The organism is Hafnia paralvei (assembly GCF_020150375.1).
Taxonomy (GTDB): Bacteria; Pseudomonadota; Gammaproteobacteria; order Enterobacterales; family Enterobacteriaceae; genus Hafnia; species Hafnia paralvei.
Genome location: NZ_CP083737.1, coordinates 4,502,321 through 4,522,794 on the forward strand (window position 1 = coordinate 4,502,321; position 20,474 = coordinate 4,522,794).

The 20,474-nt window shown below is 44.7% G+C and carries 17 protein-coding genes; 5 read left to right on the top strand and 12 right to left on the bottom strand.

The window, feature by feature from the left end; all coding sequences use genetic code 11:
- Positions 1-68: 68 nt before the first annotated feature.
- Positions 69-326 carry a multiple stress resistance protein BhsA gene (bhsA, locus tag K9N75_RS20825; RefSeq protein WP_004091138.1) on the bottom strand — a complete coding sequence of 86 codons (258 nt, stop codon included), beginning with the start codon at positions 324-326 and terminating at the stop codon, positions 69-71.
- A 329-nt stretch (positions 327-655) separates the two neighbouring features.
- The gene (idi, locus tag K9N75_RS20830; RefSeq protein WP_008815594.1) at positions 656-1,165 is read right to left on the bottom strand and encodes an isopentenyl-diphosphate Delta-isomerase; all 510 of its coding nucleotides are present in this window, start codon (positions 1,163-1,165) and stop codon (positions 656-658) included.
- Positions 1,166-1,299: 134 nt separating this feature from the next.
- Here idi and K9N75_RS20835 point away from each other — a divergent pair, with 134 nt between their 5' ends.
- Positions 1,300-1,713, top strand: a complete 414-nt coding sequence (locus K9N75_RS20835; RefSeq protein ID WP_039189154.1) for an ACT domain-containing protein — start codon at positions 1,300-1,302, stop codon at positions 1,711-1,713.
- Between the two features lie 68 nt (positions 1,714-1,781).
- Here K9N75_RS20835 and adiC read toward each other — a convergent pair whose 3' ends face one another.
- From adiC to adiA, 3 genes are all read right to left on the bottom strand, one after another.
- Entirely contained in the window at positions 1,782-3,143 is a 1,362-nt protein-coding gene (gene adiC, locus K9N75_RS20840; RefSeq protein WP_039189152.1) for an arginine/agmatine antiporter, read from the bottom strand.
- Positions 3,144-3,390: 247 nt separating this feature from the next.
- Complete coding sequence (locus tag K9N75_RS20845) at positions 3,391-4,152, bottom strand: AraC family transcriptional regulator (protein ID WP_008815597.1); 762 nt, start codon at positions 4,150-4,152, stop codon at positions 3,391-3,393.
- 322 nt (positions 4,153-4,474) lie between these two features.
- On the bottom strand, positions 4,475-6,751 hold the full coding sequence (gene adiA / locus K9N75_RS20850; protein ID WP_040012426.1) for an arginine decarboxylase: 2,277 nt from the start codon (positions 6,749-6,751) through the stop codon (positions 4,475-4,477).
- Positions 6,752-7,270: 519 nt separating this feature from the next.
- Between adiA and K9N75_RS20855 the strand changes: the two genes are divergently transcribed.
- Complete coding sequence (locus tag K9N75_RS20855) at positions 7,271-7,816, top strand: class IV adenylate cyclase (RefSeq protein ID WP_061059416.1); 546 nt, start codon at positions 7,271-7,273, stop codon at positions 7,814-7,816.
- 102 nt (positions 7,817-7,918) lie between these two features.
- Positions 7,919-9,142 (top strand): flagellin lysine-N-methylase, encoded by a 1,224-nt coding sequence (gene fliB, locus K9N75_RS20860; protein WP_008815600.1) that lies wholly within the window; start codon positions 7,919-7,921, stop codon positions 9,140-9,142.
- A gap of 207 nt (positions 9,143-9,349) precedes the next feature.
- On the opposite strand, the gene K9N75_RS20865 is transcribed toward fliB, so the two are convergent.
- The 7 genes from K9N75_RS20865 to K9N75_RS20895 all read right to left on the bottom strand — a co-directional run bounded on the left by K9N75_RS20865 (position 9,350) and on the right by K9N75_RS20895 (position 18,422).
- On the bottom strand, positions 9,350-9,778 hold the full coding sequence (locus tag K9N75_RS20865) for a universal stress protein (RefSeq protein WP_008815601.1): 429 nt from the start codon (positions 9,776-9,778) through the stop codon (positions 9,350-9,352).
- Positions 9,779-9,943: 165 nt separating this feature from the next.
- Positions 9,944-12,238: a formate C-acetyltransferase gene (pflB, locus tag K9N75_RS20870; protein WP_008815602.1), complete on the bottom strand. Its 2,295-nt coding sequence runs from the start codon at positions 12,236-12,238 to the stop codon at positions 9,944-9,946.
- 83 nt (positions 12,239-12,321) lie between these two features.
- Positions 12,322-13,530 carry a propionate kinase gene (gene tdcD / locus K9N75_RS20875; RefSeq protein WP_130954345.1) on the bottom strand — a complete coding sequence of 403 codons (1,209 nt, stop codon included), beginning with the start codon at positions 13,528-13,530 and terminating at the stop codon, positions 12,322-12,324.
- A gap of 59 nt (positions 13,531-13,589) precedes the next feature.
- Complete coding sequence (gene tdcC, locus K9N75_RS20880; protein ID WP_008815604.1) at positions 13,590-14,915, bottom strand: threonine/serine transporter TdcC; 1,326 nt, start codon at positions 14,913-14,915, stop codon at positions 13,590-13,592.
- 72 nt (positions 14,916-14,987) lie between these two features.
- Positions 14,988-15,980, bottom strand: a complete 993-nt coding sequence (tdcB, locus tag K9N75_RS20885; RefSeq protein ID WP_004091192.1) for a bifunctional threonine ammonia-lyase/L-serine ammonia-lyase TdcB — start codon at positions 15,978-15,980, stop codon at positions 14,988-14,990.
- A gap of 846 nt (positions 15,981-16,826) precedes the next feature.
- Positions 16,827-17,423, bottom strand: a complete 597-nt coding sequence (locus tag K9N75_RS20890) for a DNA-3-methyladenine glycosylase (protein ID WP_224452069.1) — start codon at positions 17,421-17,423, stop codon at positions 16,827-16,829.
- A gap of 39 nt (positions 17,424-17,462) precedes the next feature.
- Positions 17,463-18,422: an AraC family transcriptional regulator gene (locus K9N75_RS20895; RefSeq protein ID WP_224452070.1), complete on the bottom strand. Its 960-nt coding sequence runs from the start codon at positions 18,420-18,422 to the stop codon at positions 17,463-17,465.
- 30 nt (positions 18,423-18,452) lie between these two features.
- Here K9N75_RS20895 and K9N75_RS20900 point away from each other — a divergent pair, with 30 nt between their 5' ends.
- Both K9N75_RS20900 and K9N75_RS20905 read left to right on the top strand, forming a co-directional pair.
- Positions 18,453-19,214, top strand: coding sequence for an SDR family NAD(P)-dependent oxidoreductase (locus tag K9N75_RS20900; protein ID WP_130961217.1), 762 nt, complete (start codon positions 18,453-18,455; stop codon positions 19,212-19,214).
- Positions 19,215-19,417: 203 nt separating this feature from the next.
- Positions 19,418-20,386, top strand: a complete 969-nt coding sequence (locus tag K9N75_RS20905; RefSeq protein WP_008815609.1) for a chemotaxis protein — start codon at positions 19,418-19,420, stop codon at positions 20,384-20,386.
- Positions 20,387-20,474: the final 88 nt, after the last annotated feature.

Consider the following 20,474-nt stretch of genomic DNA (forward strand, 5'->3'; position numbering starts at 1 on the left):
AGGCCTCTCCCCATCATGGGGAAAGGCCTTTTCTGTTTTTGAAACTCAGGGGCTAGAGGGGAGAAAACTTATTTGTACAGTTCCGCAGTAGCGTGCATGCGGTTATTCCCAGTAGTGGAAATGATGCGATAAGAAGATGCGCCTGCCTGCTCAGCTTTGGCAGCAACACGAGCTTCTAAACCATCAAGAGTCGTTGCACCGCTAACGGAAACCACACCCATTTTCTGCATATCAGAAGTCGGAGCGGAAGACAGATCTGCAGCAGAAGCAGCAAATGCAGTTACAGAAAGCGCTAAAACTACAGCTAAATTTTTGATGCTTTTCATAATATTTACCTTTCTTGAATTTTTCTATGTTTTGAAAGGCGCTTGCCTTCCGATGACTAAAGAATAGATCGGTTAACGAAGCGTTAAAATCGGATACTTTTGAGCTAGTTATTCAATTTTTTTGAATACAATTTGAACAACTTTACGAATAGCGTTTAACTTCTGAATCAAAGCAGGAATAGCCGCTCTGGTTCAGTGGATAAATATGAGGAAAAACAGAAGGTAGCCCGTTATCAGGCCCAGAGGACAAAAAACGACATGACCGACATTTCATTACAGAATAGGAATGGGTAAAACATTCCCTCTCCCATGACGGAAGAAGGAACCGGTTAGCCCAAGCGTTCAATCACTTTTGGCAGACATAGTCTAAACCACGGCGTAAAACGTTCAGGTTCTAATGCCATTTGCTCAATAATTTCCTCAAGCGGATGGTAAGCGAAGGCGTCAGCTTCTTCTGAGTTAAGCTGCGGCACAACATTGCTGTGGCCGATAAACACATGAGCCAGTTCGTGCTCGATCAGCCCGCCCCCAACGTCGAGGCGATAACTTAATTCAAACGATTCGTGCAAGGCACAGGCCATACCCATTTCCTGATATAAACGCCTCATTGCCGCCTCTTGGGTATCTTCGCCGGGAAATGGATGACCGCAGCAGGTATTGCTCCATTGCCCACCCGCATGATATTTACCCACGGCACGACGCTGAAGCAGTAGCTCTTGATGATCGTTAAAAACATACACAGAGATAGCCCGATGCAGCAGCCCTTGCTGATGAACGGCTAATTTTTCCATTCTGCCAACCGGCATGTCGCTTTCATCAACCAGAATCACTTCAATCATGGCCTTGTCCTCACGCAATCGCAGAGCATTACTATATGCCTATAAGCATACCTAATTGCAGCAAACTTTTTTTAATTTAACGCCACATGAATAGCCCGCTACTCTTGCGCAAAAAACGGAATGGAGAAGTCAATATGAGCGGAATAAAAGAGATCACTCAACTACTGGCCTCTATGGAGCCAGCACTGAATCCGAATACCTTTGTATTTTGTACCAGCCAGAATCTAACCTTGGAACAGGCTAGCAAACTCAATCCGCTTGGCCTTTTTTTTGAAGCCGAAGGGCTCACCCTGATCTTACCGCGAGAAAATGCCCAAGCCGCCGGATTAAACATCAGCAGCAATTTTCGCCAAATTACGCTAACGGTTCACTCTAGTCTCGACGCTGTTGGCTTAACTGCCGCTATCGCTACCGAACTAGCCGAGAATGGCATCAGCGCGAACGTAGTGGCCGCCTATTACCATGACCATATATTCGTCCCGGAAGGCGATGCTCAACGTGCACTTGCTGCTTTAGTTGCCCTACAGCAACGCAGCGCACTAGCATAAACAGAGACCGTAAAAACCGCAGGGCGGAAACCGCTGCGGTTTTTATATTCTATGATGTACGCCTGCTTTTAGTTGCTCGACGGAGCTTTCAGCGATCCGTCAGGATTGGTGCCATCCAACGGATATGGGTTTTTATGCAGACGGTTATAGTTCAACGCATACATGGCGGTAATCACCATCAGTACGACAAATGACCACATAACCTCCTGCGCACCGGACCCCACCACCGCCCAAATACAGTAGATAAAGGCAACGGTGACAACCGCAATATACACAGCGCGATATTTGCCAAAATGACCATGCCCTAGCAATAGCAGCGCCGCACAGGTATAGAGATAAGGTACCAGCGTAAAGATAACGGTCACTGACGAAACAAGGCCAAACTCTTTCGCCGCATTAGGTGAAATGCTCCCGAATTGGCAAATGGTCATCAGCACACCCACAATTAGCAAACCAGCTACCGGTGTACCTGCTTTGTTGACTTTGGCAAAAATAGGAGGGAATAATCCGTCATCAGCGGCCGCTTTTGCTGTTTGACCGGCCAGTAACGTCCAACCACCAAGTGAGCCTAAACAACCCGCGGCAGCACAGAAAGAAACGATGGCTCCTGCGGTATCTCCCAACGCTAAACGAGCAGCGTCACCGAAAGGAGAAGCGGAGACACGCAGCGCAGCATTTGGAATCATCCCCATAATGGCGGTTGTGGACAGCACATAACACACTGCAGCAATCAAAACCCCGCCGATGGTGGCAATTGGGACGTTACGTTTAGGGTTCTTCACAACACCGGCAGCAACCGAGGCGCTTTCAACCCCGATAAATGACCACAGCGTCACGCTAAGCGTGCTTTGAATGGCGCCAAATGTCCCCTGACCACTGACGTTCCACGCCGCCATATAGGTTTCACCCCGAAACCAAAACCACCCGAACACCGCGATGCCCACAATCGGGATCAAGGCCAAGACGGTTGCCACGGCCTGTACGCGAGTAATCATTTTTGGCCCAACGATGTTGAGTAAAACAAAAATCCAGAGTACGGCAACGCAGGTGACGGTTAGCACCATCGGATCTTTTAACGCAGGGAAGAAGTAGCTGAGATAACCTACGCCGATAACCACCATCGCGATGTTACCGACCCAGCAGGCAAGCCAGTACAGAACGTTAGTTTGATAACCAAGAAAAGGGCCAAAAGCACGACGAGCATAAGCATAAGAACCGCCGGGACTGGGATCTAAGGACGACATTTTGGCATAGACCATCGACAGCGCTAGCGCGCCAATGATGGTCACCAACCATCCGTAGATTGCAATCCCACCGGTGGATGCTAGATTTGCCGGCAATAAAAATACACCGGAACCCATAATATTACCTGATACCATGAGAGTAACAGGAATGAGTCCCACTTTATGAGATTCAGAATCCGTAGACATAATCTAACCTTAAGTTAAATAGAAGTTTTAGGGTAAAACCAATATTACGCTCAGAGTGAGATCATTCCAGAGGCTAACGGTGAATATCTCCATTATTAGCATATTTTTAGCCGACGACCATTTAGATAAAACTATATATATAAAGATAAAACATAAAAAGATTACATAACTTTTCAAACTTAAAATATATATAGACTAGCTAGTGATAAATTATATTAAATAATATTTACTCATTTTAATAGAAGAATTATGCAGTCATTCTATCTCGACTACGGTGTACATAGTTTAGGGGGGTGACACCGTAATATTCTTTAAAGACTGAGATAAAATATGACGTGCTGCTATAACCACAAAGAGAAGAAACTTGAGAAATATTTTTATTAAAAACAAGTAGTTGTTCTGCAGCATAACGCATTCTACAGTCAGTAATGATTTTACTGTAGGTAGTATCTTCATTTTTTAGCTTTTTTTTCAATGAGCTAGGACTTAAACACAGACAACTGGCGACTGAAGTCAAGCTCCACTCTTTGTGCATATTGCTTTGAATAATGTTGTAAACATTAGCACTTAAATTGCTTCTCACCTCACGAATAAGAAAAGGTATGAGGCTGTTATTATTGAGAAAAATTGATAGCACTGTGAAAGCAAGGCAACGTCTACGTTCGAGATCGACTTCACAAGTTAACGAATCTTGAGAGAGACGTGCAGCCTCTTGAAAGATGTGGGGAGTTTGGCACCGCTCAATCATAAAACACGGTACAGAGCGTAGATTGGGAGACACTTGGCTGATGTCTTTTTTTAAAAAATGGATATAGTCTTTTATTACATCTCTATTCAAATGCAGCACCGATGAAGGCTCTAATTCTGAGAAATCTATTACGTTATTTTCACAAGATATGAGCATCATGTGATTAGCTTTGAACGTGATTTCATTTTCTTCGTTGAAATTAACGGTGACATCTTTTCGAGTTAAAACGACAACACAATTGTCGTTGCTACTAAGTTTCATAATAAGACATCCTACAGACGTAAAGAATAAAATGCCGCTACTAAACTAGACTTATCGACTAGAGTAATAAGACATAAAAGAAAAAGTAATACATATGATGATTCAAATGCCAATGAATAAAATACAGTGCTTTTCTAATTATTCAATATCTAAAAGATAAATAGAGCCGTATAAATTTATTTACGCAGGGTATTTACTCGATTACAGATTAAAAAGTAAACATTAGAGACAAAAAAGCGCGGGACATGCCCGCGCAGATACTACAAGAGATAAAACTTTATTGTTTTTTGCTGTGGTGTCTTTGCTACATCACCAACGATAGTTACTCTGTGCGAACACACATCACATGGTAAACACCGTTGATAATTTCAGTCCCTTCAGTTTCATGCTCGAAACCAGGGAATTCATGATCCCACGCCTGTAAGGCTCGCAGATAACCAATCTGTGGGCTATCTTCTCCACCGAAGTTTTCACCAGACAGTAACATTGGGATTCCTGGTGGGTAAGGGATGATGGAGTTGGCTGCAATGCGGTTGACCAGACCGTCGATCGCAACCATCTCCACCTTATTCGCAACAATAGACTGATAAGCCTGACGTGGCGTCATCACCGCCTCAGGAAGACCCGAATATGCCGCATTCAGCTTAGCACCAGGGTTATTTTTACGCAGATAGGCAAACATCTTATCGCCCAAATCACGCAGACCTAACTTGCCATAGACCTCAGGATAATCGTCTACCAACTCAGGCAGAACCTGAGATAGCGGGGTATTGGCATCATAATGGCGTTTAAACGAAAGCAAGGTGTTGACCAACGTCCCCCACTTCCCTTTCGTTACCCCCATCGAGAACAGGAACATCACTTGGAAATCCGTAGTACGTGTTGGCACGATACCGTGGCGGCTCAGCCAAGCGGTAACCAAAGCAGCCGGAACCCCTTTCTCCTGTAGCTCACCATCATCACCCATACCCGGCGCTAAAATACTGACCTTAATTGGGTCAAGCATGCTCCAGTTTTCAGGCAGATCTTTGAAACCGTGCCAGTTGTCGCCCGGATTCATCACCCAGCAGCTTTGCTCCGACGCCAGCAGTTCAGCTGGGGCATCTTCGAATGCCATTTGTTTACCGGTGGCTGGATCTGTGACAATTTCCTGATTCCAAGGTTTAAAGAACCAGTCACCATCCTGAGTGAACTCTTTATATAAACGCGCCATCGCTTGACGGAAGTCCACTGCTTCATTAATCACTTCCTGAGTCAGTGACAAGCCGCTATTGCCGTCCATCATAGAAACAGCAACATCGTTAGAAGCGCAAATTGCATACAGCGGCGAAGTGGTCGCATGCATCATGTAAGCTTGGTTAAACCGAGAGAAATCTACCGAGCCACGGCCATCACGTACGTGAATGTAAGACGCCTGCGACAACGCATTCAACAGTTTATGCGTGGAGTGAGTCGCAAACAGCGTTGGACCGTTGCGATCGTTCTCTGTAGGTTCACCACGCATCGCATAGTGGTTGTGATACATCGGATTAAAACGGGCATAACCATACCATGCTTCATCAAAATGAATGCGGTCGGTGGTTTTTTCCAACAATCCCTGAGCGTCTTTCGCGTTATAGCAAACACCATCATAGGTACAGTTGGTGACGACGCTATAAGAAGGCTGCTGGCCGATTTTATCTTTAGTCAGTGGGCTGTTGGCTATTTTCTCTTTAATAACCTCAGGCTGCATTTGCTGAGGATAGATCGGCCCGATAATGCCATAGCGGTTACGGCTAGGGAGCATGTAGACAGGTTTAGCACCGGTCAGAATCAGCCCCTGCTCGATGGATTTATGACAGTTACGGTCAATGACCACTACGTCATCTTCGGTCATACAGGCTTGCATGATGGTGCGGTTGGAGCCTGAAGTCCCTACGACCACAGAATAGGAATGATCGGCGCCAAATACGCGAGCGGCGTTCTTTTCACTTTCACCAAATGCGCCGGTGTGATCGAGCAGAGATCCCAGAGAGGTACGCTCGATCCCCATATCAGTACGGAACAAATTTTCGCCGTAATAATCATGATAGAAACGTCCAGCTGGCGTTTTGGTAAAGCCAACGCCCCCCTGATGACCTGGAGCCGCCCATGAATATTCATGAACATCGCTATATTTCATTAGTGCCGACATCAGCGGTGGCAATAGTTGTTGATGATAACGTTTCATCGCAGCAACGGCGCGGCCAGCAATAAAATCTGCGGTATCTTCGAGGATCCACGCAAATTCGTCAATTTGCTCCATCATCTCGCGGCTCAGTTCCTGAGTCGCTTTTTCTCTGTCGCTGAGCAGGAATACCGGCACATTCTCTTGGCGTTCATGTAACTTATTCAGCAATTGCTGTGCCAGCACCTGCTCTGCTGAATCATCCATACTGCGGCTGAACATCAGGCAATCAATAGCTTCATTCGCAGACAAAATGGCGTAACCATCATCAAATGAAGTCGCTTTTAACACTTCGACGTCTTGCCGCACGAGTTCATCAGCCAACCGTTCAACCGCCGCTCCGACATAAGTGTCTTGATGTAAAAATTCACTTTCAACAATTAATACTTTCATCATGTTTTTATCCTTACAGATAAATAGACATAACGATTAGTCGTGCTGAGGATATTTTAATATATTCTCAGAATACTAGTCGCCATACTTTATAGAATAAGCACTTATCTATGCAGGTCTATTCAATGCTATATCGTTTTTGATTTCGTTAACACGCTGCTAGTATTGCCCCGTTTCATCGTTATTGTAAAGTGCATACCCTGACATGCGAAAACAATATAAAACCAATTAAAAACAATGCGTTAATGTTAATTATTATTATTTTAAACTTCTTGTGAATGACATATATGAACAACGATTTTATTTTTTTACCTCATAGTGATATTTATACTCACACAAGAAAAAAAACTAAACCAATGCTAGTAATATACATTATTAATACTTCACAAATCTTTACGTGAATTGATATTCCATAGCAAAATCGCAGTTTTTTATTTATACATTAGCCAATACGTCTCATAGTTATACTTTGCTAGCGTGTTATTATTGGCTGCATAGCCTCTAACCCTAGGAATAGTAATGAGACACGATCACTTCATCGGAAAATACGAAGCTGAGCTAAAATTTCATCTCAGCGAGCCCGACGCTTTTCTTCAGCACATCACCGCAGCGGGTGCAAAGCCCTTTCATCTTGATAATCGCGAAATTGATTGCTACTACGAGCTTCCCGGTTTTCCACTGATCAATCACGGCGTCAGCATGTGCATTCGTGAAATGCAGCCGTCTGGAATCAAGCTGTGGATAGTGAAGGGGCCAGATGCCTCAGAGTGTGAAGCAATTAACATCGAGGACTGCGAAAAAGTCGCCAGTATGGTCAAAAAGCTGGGGTTTGTCCCAAGCCTGCGTATGGAAAAAAACCGTAGCATCTATTTTCTTGGGCGCTATCACATCACCATAGATCACTTGCCAACGCTCGGGCATTTCGCCGAGATTGCCATTATGACCGACGACGAATCCGCGCTTCCCAGCTTGCTGCAAGAGTTACAGCAAAAAGCACAGGCGCTAGGTTTAAATGAATCAATGAGAGAAAAACGTAGTTATCGTCAGATGCTGAGTCAAACATGACAGTGATTTAAATTAACCTATTTTTCTCACGCTTATTCAAAGATCAAAAAAACGTGCTGGTGATAATTTAAACATTACGAGAAACCCATCACTGGCTAGCATATGAAAACACATAAGACCGTTACCCCAAATTTTTACACCCGATTCCAATGCTCTGGAGCTGAGTGTATCGATCATTGCTGTTCCGGTTGGCAGATCTTTATTGATAAGAAAACCTACAAAAAATACACCAATGCCCACCACGAAAAGATTCGCTCTTTTGCCAAAAACTCGCTGCTGTTAACCCGCAAAGGCTACAATGAATTTGCGATGGTCAAAGTGAATGAGTCAGGGAATTGTCCAATGCTAAATGCAGATAAACTCTGCACTATCCATGCTGAAATGGGCCCCAATGCGCTGAGTATGACTTGCAACACATTCCCTCGACTAAAAAGACAGTATGCAAACGAGACCTTACTCAGCCTGACAATGGCTTGCCCCGAAGTGGTTAATCAAGTGTTATTTCAACCAGATAGCATGCTAGTAAATGAGCATGAAAAATTAATCGTTGAAACGGCCATACGAATTAAGCAGAAGGGAGTAAACGCAGATCGCTCTCAAACGAGTCAATTAATCAATTTATTTTGCAGCCACCTCATCATGGCTGACAGCCCTACCATCGAAGATAATTTACTCGCCATCGTACATCTGATCCTTTATTTACAGCAGATTAAGTATGAAGTTGAAACCAACGTCGAGAATCTAGACTCTCTTTTCTTAAGTCTACAAAATCAATTGGCAAGTGGCGAAATTACCAAGCAACGTAAACAAATCAGTAGCTCAGCCAGCATGAAATTGATGCTGTTGAGTGTCTTTGGCACCGCTATTCAACAACTTCGTCGCGGCCGCAACTTCATGGTACAAAATCACCTGAATCTCGCAGCTTATTTAGAGCTAGATAAAGAACCCAACGAAGCTAAGGTGCAGGAAAAATTCACAGTTTTAAATATGCAATGGGAAAAGGTGTTAGCCAACAGTTGCCTCTCTGAAGAACATGTGGTGAAGAATTACATTCTTTACCATATGTACAACAACGCTTTTCCCGGCGATGAGATGGGCGACATCTTGCGTAAATATTATCTGATGATTGCGGATTATTTTTATCTAAAAACTCAAATATCCATGATATCCATGACGCGAGACGTGACTCAGGAAGAAATCATGCAGCTTTTTGGCTCATTTCATATGGTTTATAACCACAACCACAACTTAGCAAAAGAGCTAAACGCATACGTCGATCAGATAAACGCAAATGATGATTTATCCTGCTTGTTGCTACTCAATTAATGGGCGCTGATTGATAAAAAAGGGAGCCTGCAGAAGGCTAATGCCGGTCACTTAAGCGCGATTTTAGGGGAAGTACACCGATGGGGTCGTAGCAGCTTTAGCTGCCGGAGCGCCCCGCGGTGTACTAGCCCCGTGTATCTCGATCTCTTAAACGATCAGCTTTAGCCCCCTTTCATTGAAATATCAGAAGTACCGAAGAAGTAAAAACTAGCGAATTACCATCACATTCACTTTTGCATGACGCACGATACCTGCGGCGTTGGAGCCCAACAGATAGGTTTTCACGCTTGGACGATGCGACCCTACAATAATCAGGTCTGCCCCCATTTCATCTGCTTGCTGTAATGCTTCATCACGCGGTGTGCCGAAGCGAATGGTGTATGACATGCGATCTTTAGGCAGGTCAACGCCCTGAATAAGCTCCCGAATTTTCTCTTCCGCGTAGGTAACCGCTTTATTTTCAAACTCTTTGATACCAAACGAGTAAGCGGTGACGAAAGCCTGTGCATCGGGTAGTACATATAAAAAATGAACGTCGGCATCAGCCATTTTTGCCAGATACTCAACGTGGCGCAGTGCGTTTTGAGTCAGAATATCCTCTTCAATATCTACCGGCACCAAAATGCTTTTATACATATGTATGACCTCTCCATGTAGAAAACTTATGTATAGAATAGCCTTACTTAATTCAGGGTGGTACTTGTTTAGCGCAGATTTGTGAGACCAAACGTCCCCCCTTACGCCCATAAAAAATGCCTCGCAGGCTTTGCGAGGCATTGAGGATCAAACACGACTAGTCGATCACAGCGAGCTGGTGAAAGTTCTCGAAATGACGTCTTGTTGCTGTTCACGCGTTAACGCATTAAAACGCACGGCATAACCCGATACCCTAATAGTTAAGCTCGGATATTTGTCCGGGTTCTCAATCGCATCTAGCAACATTTCACGGTTCATGACGTTCACATTCAAATGCTGGCCGCCTTCCACGTGTTCTTCATGATGGAAATAACCATCAATCAGACCAACCAGATTGTTTTTACGGATAAATTCGTCTTTACCTAGTGCGCCGGGAACAATCGAGAAAGTATATGAAATGCCATCTTTCGCATATTTGAACGGAAGTTTCGCCACCGATGTTAATGAAGCAACGGCCCCTTTGCGATCGCGTCCGTGCATCGGGTTAGCGCCTGGACCAAACGGCGTACCCGCTCTACGCCCATCAGGGGTGTTACCGGTTTTCTGTCCGTAAACCACGTTAGAGGTGATCGTTAGAATAGACTGCGTTGGCTCAGCATCACGGTAGGTTGGCAGTTTCTGAATTTTCTTCATAAAGCGCTCAACCAAATCGCAGGCAATATCGTCCACCCGCTGATCGTTATTACCGAACTGCGGATATTCCCCTTCGATAGCAAAATCAATCGCCAAGCCGCTTTCATCGCGAATTGGACGCACCTTGGCATATTTAATTGCTGCCAGAGAATCAGCGGCAACGGAAAGCCCTGCAATACCACACGCCATGGTGCGAACAACGTCACGATCGTGCAGTGCCATTAACGCAGCTTCATAGCTATATTTATCGTGCATGTAGTGAATAACGTTCAGTGCGGTGATGTACTGTACCGCCAGCCAATCCATGAACGAATCCAGACTTGCCATCACCTTGTCGTAATCCAATATTTCATCGGTCATGGCTGGTACTTTTGGCCCAACCTGAATTTTTAGCTTTTCATCCACACCGCCGTTGATGCAATACAGCAGGGTTTTAGCCAAGTTGGCACGTGCGCCAAAGAACTGCATCTGCTTACCGACCACCATAGGGCTAACGCAGCAAGCAATCGCGTAGTCATCGCTGTCAAAATCAGGACGCATCAAATCATCGTTTTCATACTGCAACGATGAAGTCGCAATCGAGAGATTCGCCGCATAGGCTTTAAACGCTTTCGGCAGGCGCTCAGACCACAGAATTGTCAGGTTTGGCTCTGGCGATGGCCCCATGGTTTCAAGCGTATTTAGATAACGGTATGAGTTTTTCGTTACCAGCGTTCTGCCATCTAAGCCCATGCCGCCGATGACTTCCGTGGCCCAGATCGGATCGCCGGAGAACAGCGTGTCAAACTCAGGAGTACGTAAAAAACGCACCATTCTGATTTTCATGATGAAATGATCAATCAGCTGCTGGGCTTCCTGCTCGTTGATGACGCCATTTTTGAGGTCACGCTCAAGATAAATATCAAGGAACGTTGACGTCCGTCCCAATGACATCGCCCCGCCGTTCTGTGATTTCACCGCAGCCAGATAACCAAAGTAAAGCCACTGGATCGCTTCTTGTGCATTCTGCGCCGGACGCGAAATATCAAAACCATACTTCGCCGCCATTTCCTGAATCTGCTGCAGCGCACGTTTCTGCTCAGCAAGCTCTTCACGCTGGCGGATCACCTGCTCAAGTTGAATCCCTTTTTCCAGCTTGCCCTGCAGATCGGCAAACTGTAGCTCTCTTTCACGGATCAGATAACGAATGCCATACAGCGCCACACGGCGATAATCACCAATGATGCGCCCACGACCATAGCCATCAGGCAGACCTGTCAGAACGCCTGATTTACGGCAGCGCAGCATTTCTGGAGAATAAACGTCAAATACACCTTGGTTGTGGGTTTTACGAATATCGGTGAAAAGGTATTTAAAATTTGGATCCAGTTTACGATTGTAAGCTTCAAAAGAGCTCTCAATCATATTAATACCGCCAAACGGGAATAACGCGCGTTTCAGTGGTTTTTCAGTTTGTAATCCAACAATTTTTTCCAGATCTTGATGAATATATCCCGGAGCATGTGCCGTGATAGTTGTCGCGATATTATCGTCAAAATCAACCGGCGCATGAGTCGCGTTTTCAAGCCGCACACCTTCCATCACTTTTTCCCACAGTTTAGTGGTGGCTTCGGTGGCTGTGGAAAGGAAAGATTCATCGCCTTCATATGGCGTATAGTTATTTTGAATAAAATCTCTTACATTAATTTCTTCTTTCCATTGTGAACCAGAAAATCCGCTCCATGCGTCGGTAAATATATTCTCACATACATCTAGATCGATATTCATTCATCAAACTCCATATACGATGATATCGCCCCTGTCGAATATAGGGGCGAAAAGAGTATTTATTTCAGCTTTATTTCACTACGTTATGCGAACGCGATATTTTCAGCAGTGGAACTCACTCGCATGGCGTCCAGCGCAATCATTTTTTCTTCATTGGTTGGGATTACTGCGGCAATCACTTTGGAAGATGAAGAAGTAACGATCTCAGCGTCACCGGTACGGCGTATATGATTTTTAACGTCATCAATTTTCAAACCGAAGACTGCCAGATGATCGAGCGTTAGCTTACGAATAAGCTCGGAGTTTTCCCCAATGCCACCGGTGAAAATGAGGGCATCAAGCTTGGTCAATGATGCAGCGTGGCCGCCAATATGGCGGGCCAAACGATGGACAAAGACATTAATTGCCAGCTGAGCCCCTTCGTGCCCCTCTTCATAAGCTTTCTGCAAGACACGCAGATCGCTGGAAAGGCCGGAAACCCCCAATAGCCCAGACTCTTTGTTTACCATAAACATCAGGTCATCCAGCGTCTTACCGGTTTTATCCGCCAGATAGGCCAGCGCCCCGAAATCAACGTCGCCGCTGCGGGTTCCCATCACCAAGCCTTCTAACGGCGTCATCCCCATGGACGTATCCACACTTTTACCGTTCTGCACTGCGCATATCGACGCACCGTTACCTAAGTGAGCAACAATAATGCCTGAATTATTTTCATCCAAACCAAGCTGCTCAATAGCTTGCTGAGCAACGTAGCGATGTGAGGTGCCGTGGAAACCATAACGTCTTACACCATATTTCTTAAAATATTGCTGTGGTAATGCGTAAGTGTAGGCTTCTGGTTTTAGACTCTGATGGAATGCCGTATCAAATACGGCTACGTGGGGTAAATCAGGGAATATATGACGTGCTGCCATTATTCCTTCCAAGTTAGCGTAATTATGCAGTGGTGCTAAAGAGGAAACATTAGTTATTTCTTCCAATACTTCGTCATTAATCAGGGTTGCATCGCTAAAGGCTTCCCCACCGTGAGCAATGCGATGGCCTACACAAGAAATAGCCTCACTCAGCTTTCTTTTTTCTAATTCTCTGACGATAGAATTCAAAGCATCTTCATAACTACCGGTCTTTAAATTAATGCTGATAGTTTTATCTATCGTCATTGAGGTATTTTCAATACCAACGTTATCAACAATGCCAGACATCATCACATCACAGTTATTTCCCTGCATAACAGAGAATTTTATAGACGAAGATCCACAATTAATAACTAGCACTACAGATTTTGAAGACATAGAGATACCTCACAGCTAACTCCCCAGAGAGGAGTTAGCTGCTATTTTTTTAATTTAAATTAAACGAGTTTGTAGAAGATATTCAGGATAGTCAGCAGACCAACGATAGTGACAAAGTAGTTTTCTGGTTTGCCTTTGTATTTTGCCAGAGCAGGAACTTTACGAACTGCATACATCGGCAGTAAACACAGCAGAGAGGCAATAATAGGCGCACCCATCGCTTCAATCAGGTCGAGGATATTTGGGTTTACATAAGCGACGACCCAAGTCGAACCCATGATGAAGAACATGCTAATCATGTTCAGTTTGCCAGCTGAGTACTTCTTCTTATCGCCCTTACACGCGAACTTAACGATTAAGCCATTCATACCTTCCAGCGTTCCCAGATAGTGACCGAAGAACGATTTGAAGATAGCCACTAGAGCAATCAGCGAGGCTCCATATTCCAACACGGTTGAGAACGTTGATTTACCACCTGACATGGAAGAGAAATGGTTTGCCAAATAAGAAAGAACTGGAATATTTTGCGCTTTCGCATCGGCCATCATCGCTGGTGAGAGCGTGAACAGGCAGCTAAAGGCGAAGAACATCACCACGGCAACCATCAGCATACTGGCGCGAGAGATAATCTTAGAGCAACGGTCTTCAGTGAACTGCGCACCAAACTCAGGTTCATATTCTTCACGTTTTGACTCAACGAAAGAAGAGACGATTGGCGAGAAGTTAAAGGAGAACACCATGATGGCGATACCTAGCCAAACGTTGACTAAAATACCATCATGACCAAGCAAAGAAATACTGCTGGCATTTACCTGCTCAAATACAGAGGCGTTCCAGTAAGGGATGAGCGACAGAGAAATCAGAACTAGGCTGGCAATAAACGGGAATACCAGGAAGCTCATTACCTTAACCATCAGGTTTTTGCCGAAGAAAATGATGAAAGCCATCGCCATCAGCAGAACCAGAGCCACTAAGCCGCGGTTTAACGGCATGAGTTGCAGCTGATTTTCCCAAAATGTCATAAAGGTGTTGGTGATAGTGACACCGTAAATCCATAACAGTGGGCAAATCGCGAAGAAGTACAGGAAGGTGATGATGACACCACCGGTTTTACCAAAATGCTCTTCAACCGTGTCGGTGATGTTGCCGGAAATATTACTACCCGATAGGCATAAACGCGCTAATGCACGATGGCATAAGAAAGCGATAGGATAGGCCAATACCAGCATGATGAGGATTGGAATTAAACCGCCGAAACCTGCACGGATAGGGAAGAACAGAACCCCTGCACCGATAGCCGTACCAAATAACCCCAGAGTCCATGTGGTGTCCGATTTTCGCCACGTAGATCCTTGTTTTGCATAAGTTACGCTGTCTGTCGTCATACTATATTCCTCGCGGATTTGCCCTTTCTTGAGGTTGCGTTACCGCAACCTCAGTAGGGTCTTAACATATTATTAGTGAACGTGATTCAGTCCCGTTATCTCGGATATTCTGGATAAATCAATATTCCCACCGGAAATAAGGCTAACGGTCTTTTTATTTTCGATATAGCCCTTGAGCTTACCGCTTAATATTGCCGCAGATGCCAGCGCACCGGCACCTTCAGTCACGATCTTGTTTCTCTGAATAAGATCAATCATGCCGCGCTTAATTTCTTCTTCCGTGACTACCACAATATCGGTAACCAGCTCTTTGACAATCTCATATGTCAGTTTACCTGGCGTCGCTACGTCGCAGCCGTCCGCGATTGTACCTGTTGTGCGGTGAGATAAAAATTGTCCTTCATGGAAAGATTTGGCCATACCATGAACATTGACCGCTTGGACACCTATGATATTGATTGTTGGGTTAATTGATTTCAGCGCAATCGCGATACCGGAAATTAATCCCCCACCACCAATAGGGACAATAACGTTATCAACGTCATACAGGTCTTCAAGAATCTCTAAACCAATGGTGCCCTGGCCTGCAATTACTTTAACGTCGTCATAAGGTGGAATAAATATTCTATTCTCTGCTTCAATTAATTCCTGCGCTTTCGATATGGTGTCATTAAAACTATTTCCGTGCAGGATAACCTCGGCAGAATAATCTGCTGTCGCCGCGACTTTAGAGCTTGGAGCGCAGCAAGGCATGACAACTTTACTATCAATTCCTAACATCGCGCAGGAAAGAGAAACGCCCTGTGCGTGATTACCCGCTGAACAAGCGATAACGCCCTGCTCACGCTCTTCTCTAGATAAAGAACTCAATTTATTAAATGCGCCGCGGATTTTAAAAGAACCGGTGCGCTGCATATTCTCAAATTTAAGATGGATGGTGCCGTTACAACGTTCACTGAGGTAGTTTGACTTAGGCATGCCGGTTTTATAGACATGGCCTTTTATCCTTTGCTGGGCCTCGATTATGTCGTTAAGCGTCACTGGCAGATTATTATATATCTTCATTTTCTCATCCCGCAGATTATTTGACGCCGGCAGTATGCTTAAATATTTCAACGTTGAATGTGATAGGAGTCGCGATAATTAGATCCTTTATTTATTTTCTGCGTTATAAAAAATGAAGTTCTTTTTCATTTGAAATATTGGATGAATATTTAAATAAAAAAATATTTTTGCATTATTACAAATATAATTTAATTAATATTAACGAATTGTTATAAATGTTACCGTCACGTAGTCAACGCACCTATTCTCAAGAAGGCACAACGTAGATTTATTGTTAATATTCTAAAAATAGATTTAATTTTCACCCATTAATAAATAACATGCGGTATTAACTCTCCTATCTAAAATACCCAATTCATTACTAAGTTTATTTACTCTGTGATCAAGATCGTTCTCTTTTTCACTTATCTGTGTTTATAAATAAAAGACTCTTGTATCGATTGTAGGTATTCAGCGATGGACATCGTTAATGTTACTCGCGGCATAATTAGCTCACTTATGAATATCCACTTTCCATTCTCATTCTGTGTATTTAATGAGCAGATATATCTTCTGACAGAGGATAATCAGCGCTATATCATGAGGTACATTTCTGATCCCCACAGGATAGTTACATGCCAGAACTTTGATTGTACTTGGGAGGAAATGAGAGATTATTCGTTTGAGATAAAAACGTCTCACGATTTGCACAATGCATTATTTATCGGCCACTTAATGGGATGGTGGACAGCCGATGAAGTATTATTGCTAAAGACGTTTATTAAGCAGGTCAACGACTATATGACCGTAATCGAGATATGAAACATCTGAGTCAAATACTGCTTGTTATTCTATGTCACACAACGTCTAGCCAGTAAATCGCCAGAGAAAATCAACGGCTTCTTCCGCATAATCAATACCAATACGTTTGCTCGCAGTCACTGTAACCGGCAACTTTTGAAAATCTCTTATCTGCCCACAAATATACAGCCGACTGCCGGACAAAGGCTCATAGTCAAAAGTCCTATCTACGGATAGCGCACTACATAGCTTTCCTGGGCCGTTGGATAGGTTTTTAATCTGTGCCTTGGTTAACTCCTCCATCCGTTTACCATAGCGATTAAATGCGGCTAAATCGGCGCCTTGTACGACATCAATACCACGCAATAATACGGCTGCAGGCTCATCCATCACACCACTGACTACATTAAGACAATTGTGCATGCCATACACAAAATAAACATGTGCAATGCCACCAGCACGAAAAAGCGGTTCGTTCCTGACCGTTCGCTTACCGCCATAGGCATGACAGGCTTTATCGATAGCTCCATCATAGGCTTCCACTTCATTGATGCGTCCGATAATCGTCCCCTCTTCCAGCTCACGCACCAAATAGCAGCCAATCAGTCGCTTGGCGACGGTAATAACATCGGCAGAATAAAAATCTAACGCCAATTTTTTCATTCTCAGCGGCTCCTATCTCTGAATAATATTTTTTCATCATTATCTTAACGCCAGTGCATCTTTGCGCGGTGATAGGCCAAACATCCGCGAGTATTCACGGCTGAACTGGTTCGGACTGTTATAGCCTACTTGGAAAGCAATCGCTTCCGCCGTGTTGTTATGCGCTAGCAATAACTGGCGAGCCTCCAGCAATCGCAGTTGCTTTTGATAATCAAGCGGGCTCATTCCCGTTAGGTCTTTGAATTTTCGATGGAAGGCAGAGCGGCTAAGGTTTGCGGCTTTAGCTAATGCATCAAGGCTCAACGATTCAGTGTATTTATCACGCAGTAGCGCTAATGCGCTGAGAACGCCTGCCGAGTGGCCATCCCCCATGATAACGCGCGCAATATCCGCCCCGTTGGGCCCCGTCAGCAGCCAATAACACAGCTCCTGCATAAATCCCGTATGCAATACAGGGATCGCATCAGGCGTATCGAGTAAACGCAGTCCTCGAAGCACGCAACGATAAAGAGACTCATTGGTATCTACCACAAAGGCCGCATGAGATGCTTCATTTTTTTGTATGGGTTGCTGAGAGAGCTGAATAAACACATCTCTCAGGATCACCATATCGAACTCAACGATAATGCCTAAGTAAGGATGGAGGGCATCGGCTTCGATAATGCGGCTAACGCCGGGCATGGTGGTGGTAACGACTAGCGCCTGCCCAGCAGAGTAGTCAAAGGGCGTATCACCAAAAACTGTACGTTTGGTTCCTTGAAGCACCATGCAAAGAGCAGGACGATGCAAAATATAGCGGGGATAACGACCATTGCTCGCTCTGACCAAAGTGACACTGGGTAAAGCCGTGTGAAACGGAGTTTGCTCATGGCTGGAGAAAGTATGTTTTGCTAATAGAGCGAGTAATTCTTCAGTCATGCTCATGACCCGCAATAAAATACGATTAGGCAATAATACGCCGATAACAGGCACACCACTATCTCTCTCCTCGCCTATCATGAACTCATCGTTAATCGAGGAAATTTTGTCATGAAACAGAATATTAAAGTCGCTGTTATTACCGGTGGCAGTCGTGGTCTGGGTCGCAGCACCGTCATTAATCTCGCCAAGCGCGGAGTTCACTCTATATTTACCTTTAACTCTGGAGAGCAAGAAGCTAAAGAGGTTACTCAAGCGGCTACAGAAGCAGGTGCTAAAGCTATCGCTATTCATCTGGATACCGCTAACATCGCAGGTTTCGATGCTTTCGCCACTCAGGTAAAAAACGCACTGGCTGAGCTAAACACCGATAAATTCAACTATCTGGTCAATAACGCGGGTATTTCAAACCATACGCCGTTTATGCAGGTCACTGAGGAAGAGCTTGATTTACAGTTTCAAGTGAACTTCAAAGGTGTCTTTTTCCTGACTCAAAAATTACTGCCGCTGCTGCGTGATGGTGGCCAGATCGTGAATATTTCATCTGGAGTCACTCGCTTTGTGAATCCAAATAGTGTGGCCTATGCCACCGTTAAAGGTGCTATTGAAGTGTTCACCCGCTATATGGCTCACGATCTCGGCCCCCGCAATATTTCAGTAAATACCGTGGCGCCAGGAGCAATTCAAACCGATTTTAGCGGCGGCGTGGTGCGTGATAACCCCGAGATTAACCAGCTTGTCTCCAATATGACCGCATTAGGTCGCCCGGGATTACCTGACGATATCGGAAAAATGCTGGCATCATTTTTATCCGACGATAATCACTGGGTAAACGCGCAACGAATTGAAGTCTCTGGTGGAATGCGTTTGTAATTTATTATCTCCCTAGACTCAAGCGGGTGTAAGCCATCGGCTTGAGTTGCTTTCTTTAAACTCATTTTGTTTGCTCGGTCACATATCATTTCCCCACAACCACTCCATTTTCCCCAGTTGCTGCCGATAACCTCTATAGAAAATGTCTTCGTGTTGTTACCAACATTGTTACCCACACCTACCGATAAGCAACTGAGGTTTAGATGGATAGTTTTCAGAAAGATATCGATGAAAGGGCTAATCTGGCCTTATCCAATAAGTTCGAGCTGTTGCTGTTTCGGTTAGGAACCAGTCAACACGAAAGTAAATCAGAGCTTTATGGCATCAACGTTTTCAAGCTGCGTGAAATCGTGCCAATGCAAAAAATTAATCGTGCAGCAGGCATGATGTCCCCTCTATTAGGCGTGGTAAATATCCGTGACCAGATAATGCCGGTTATCGATCTCCCTGCAGCGCTTGGCTGCACACCGGAAACGGGTCTCAACCTGCTGCTTATCACCGAGTATGCACGCAGCACTCAAGCCTTTGCCGTGGAGTCAGTGGATAACATTATTCGCTTGGACTGGAGTCAAGTTCATGCCGCAGATTCAGGCGTCAGTAGCCGTAACATTACCAGTATCGCCAGCATGGAAGACGAAAACGGCAACAAAGATCTGGCGCTAGTACTCGACGTTGAACAAATTCTGTATGACATCATCCCCTCTGGCCGCGATGTCGATGTAGACGCTATCGAAGAGAAAATCTATGCCTTGAAGCCTGGCGCACTGGCGATTGTGGCAGAGGACTCTAAAGTTGCTCGCTCCATGCTGGAACAAGGCTTGAAAGGGATGGGGATTCCGGCGCTTATGCACACCACCGGCTTAGAGGCATGGGAAAAAATCCAGTCCATTGCCGCCGAAGCTAAAGCCGCTGGTCAGCCCATTACAGACCGCATTGGGCTAGTACTCACCGATATTGAAATGCCAGAGATGGATGGCTTTACTCTAACGCGAAATATTAAAAACGAACCAGCATTAAAACATATTCCGGTCGTGATCCATTCATCACTGTCAGGCAGCGCAAACGAAGATCATGTGCGTAAAGTCGGAGCCAATGGTTATGTCGCAAAATTTGATGTTGCCGAGCTCTCTGCAGTAATCCATAAAGCGCTGGCAGACGTTGCTGAAAGCTAACCATATAGCGTTCATTTTGGTTCAAATAGCCATCTTGCATCCTCTTTGAATAGAGATCGCAAGAGGCTATTGAACGCGACTAGAACCA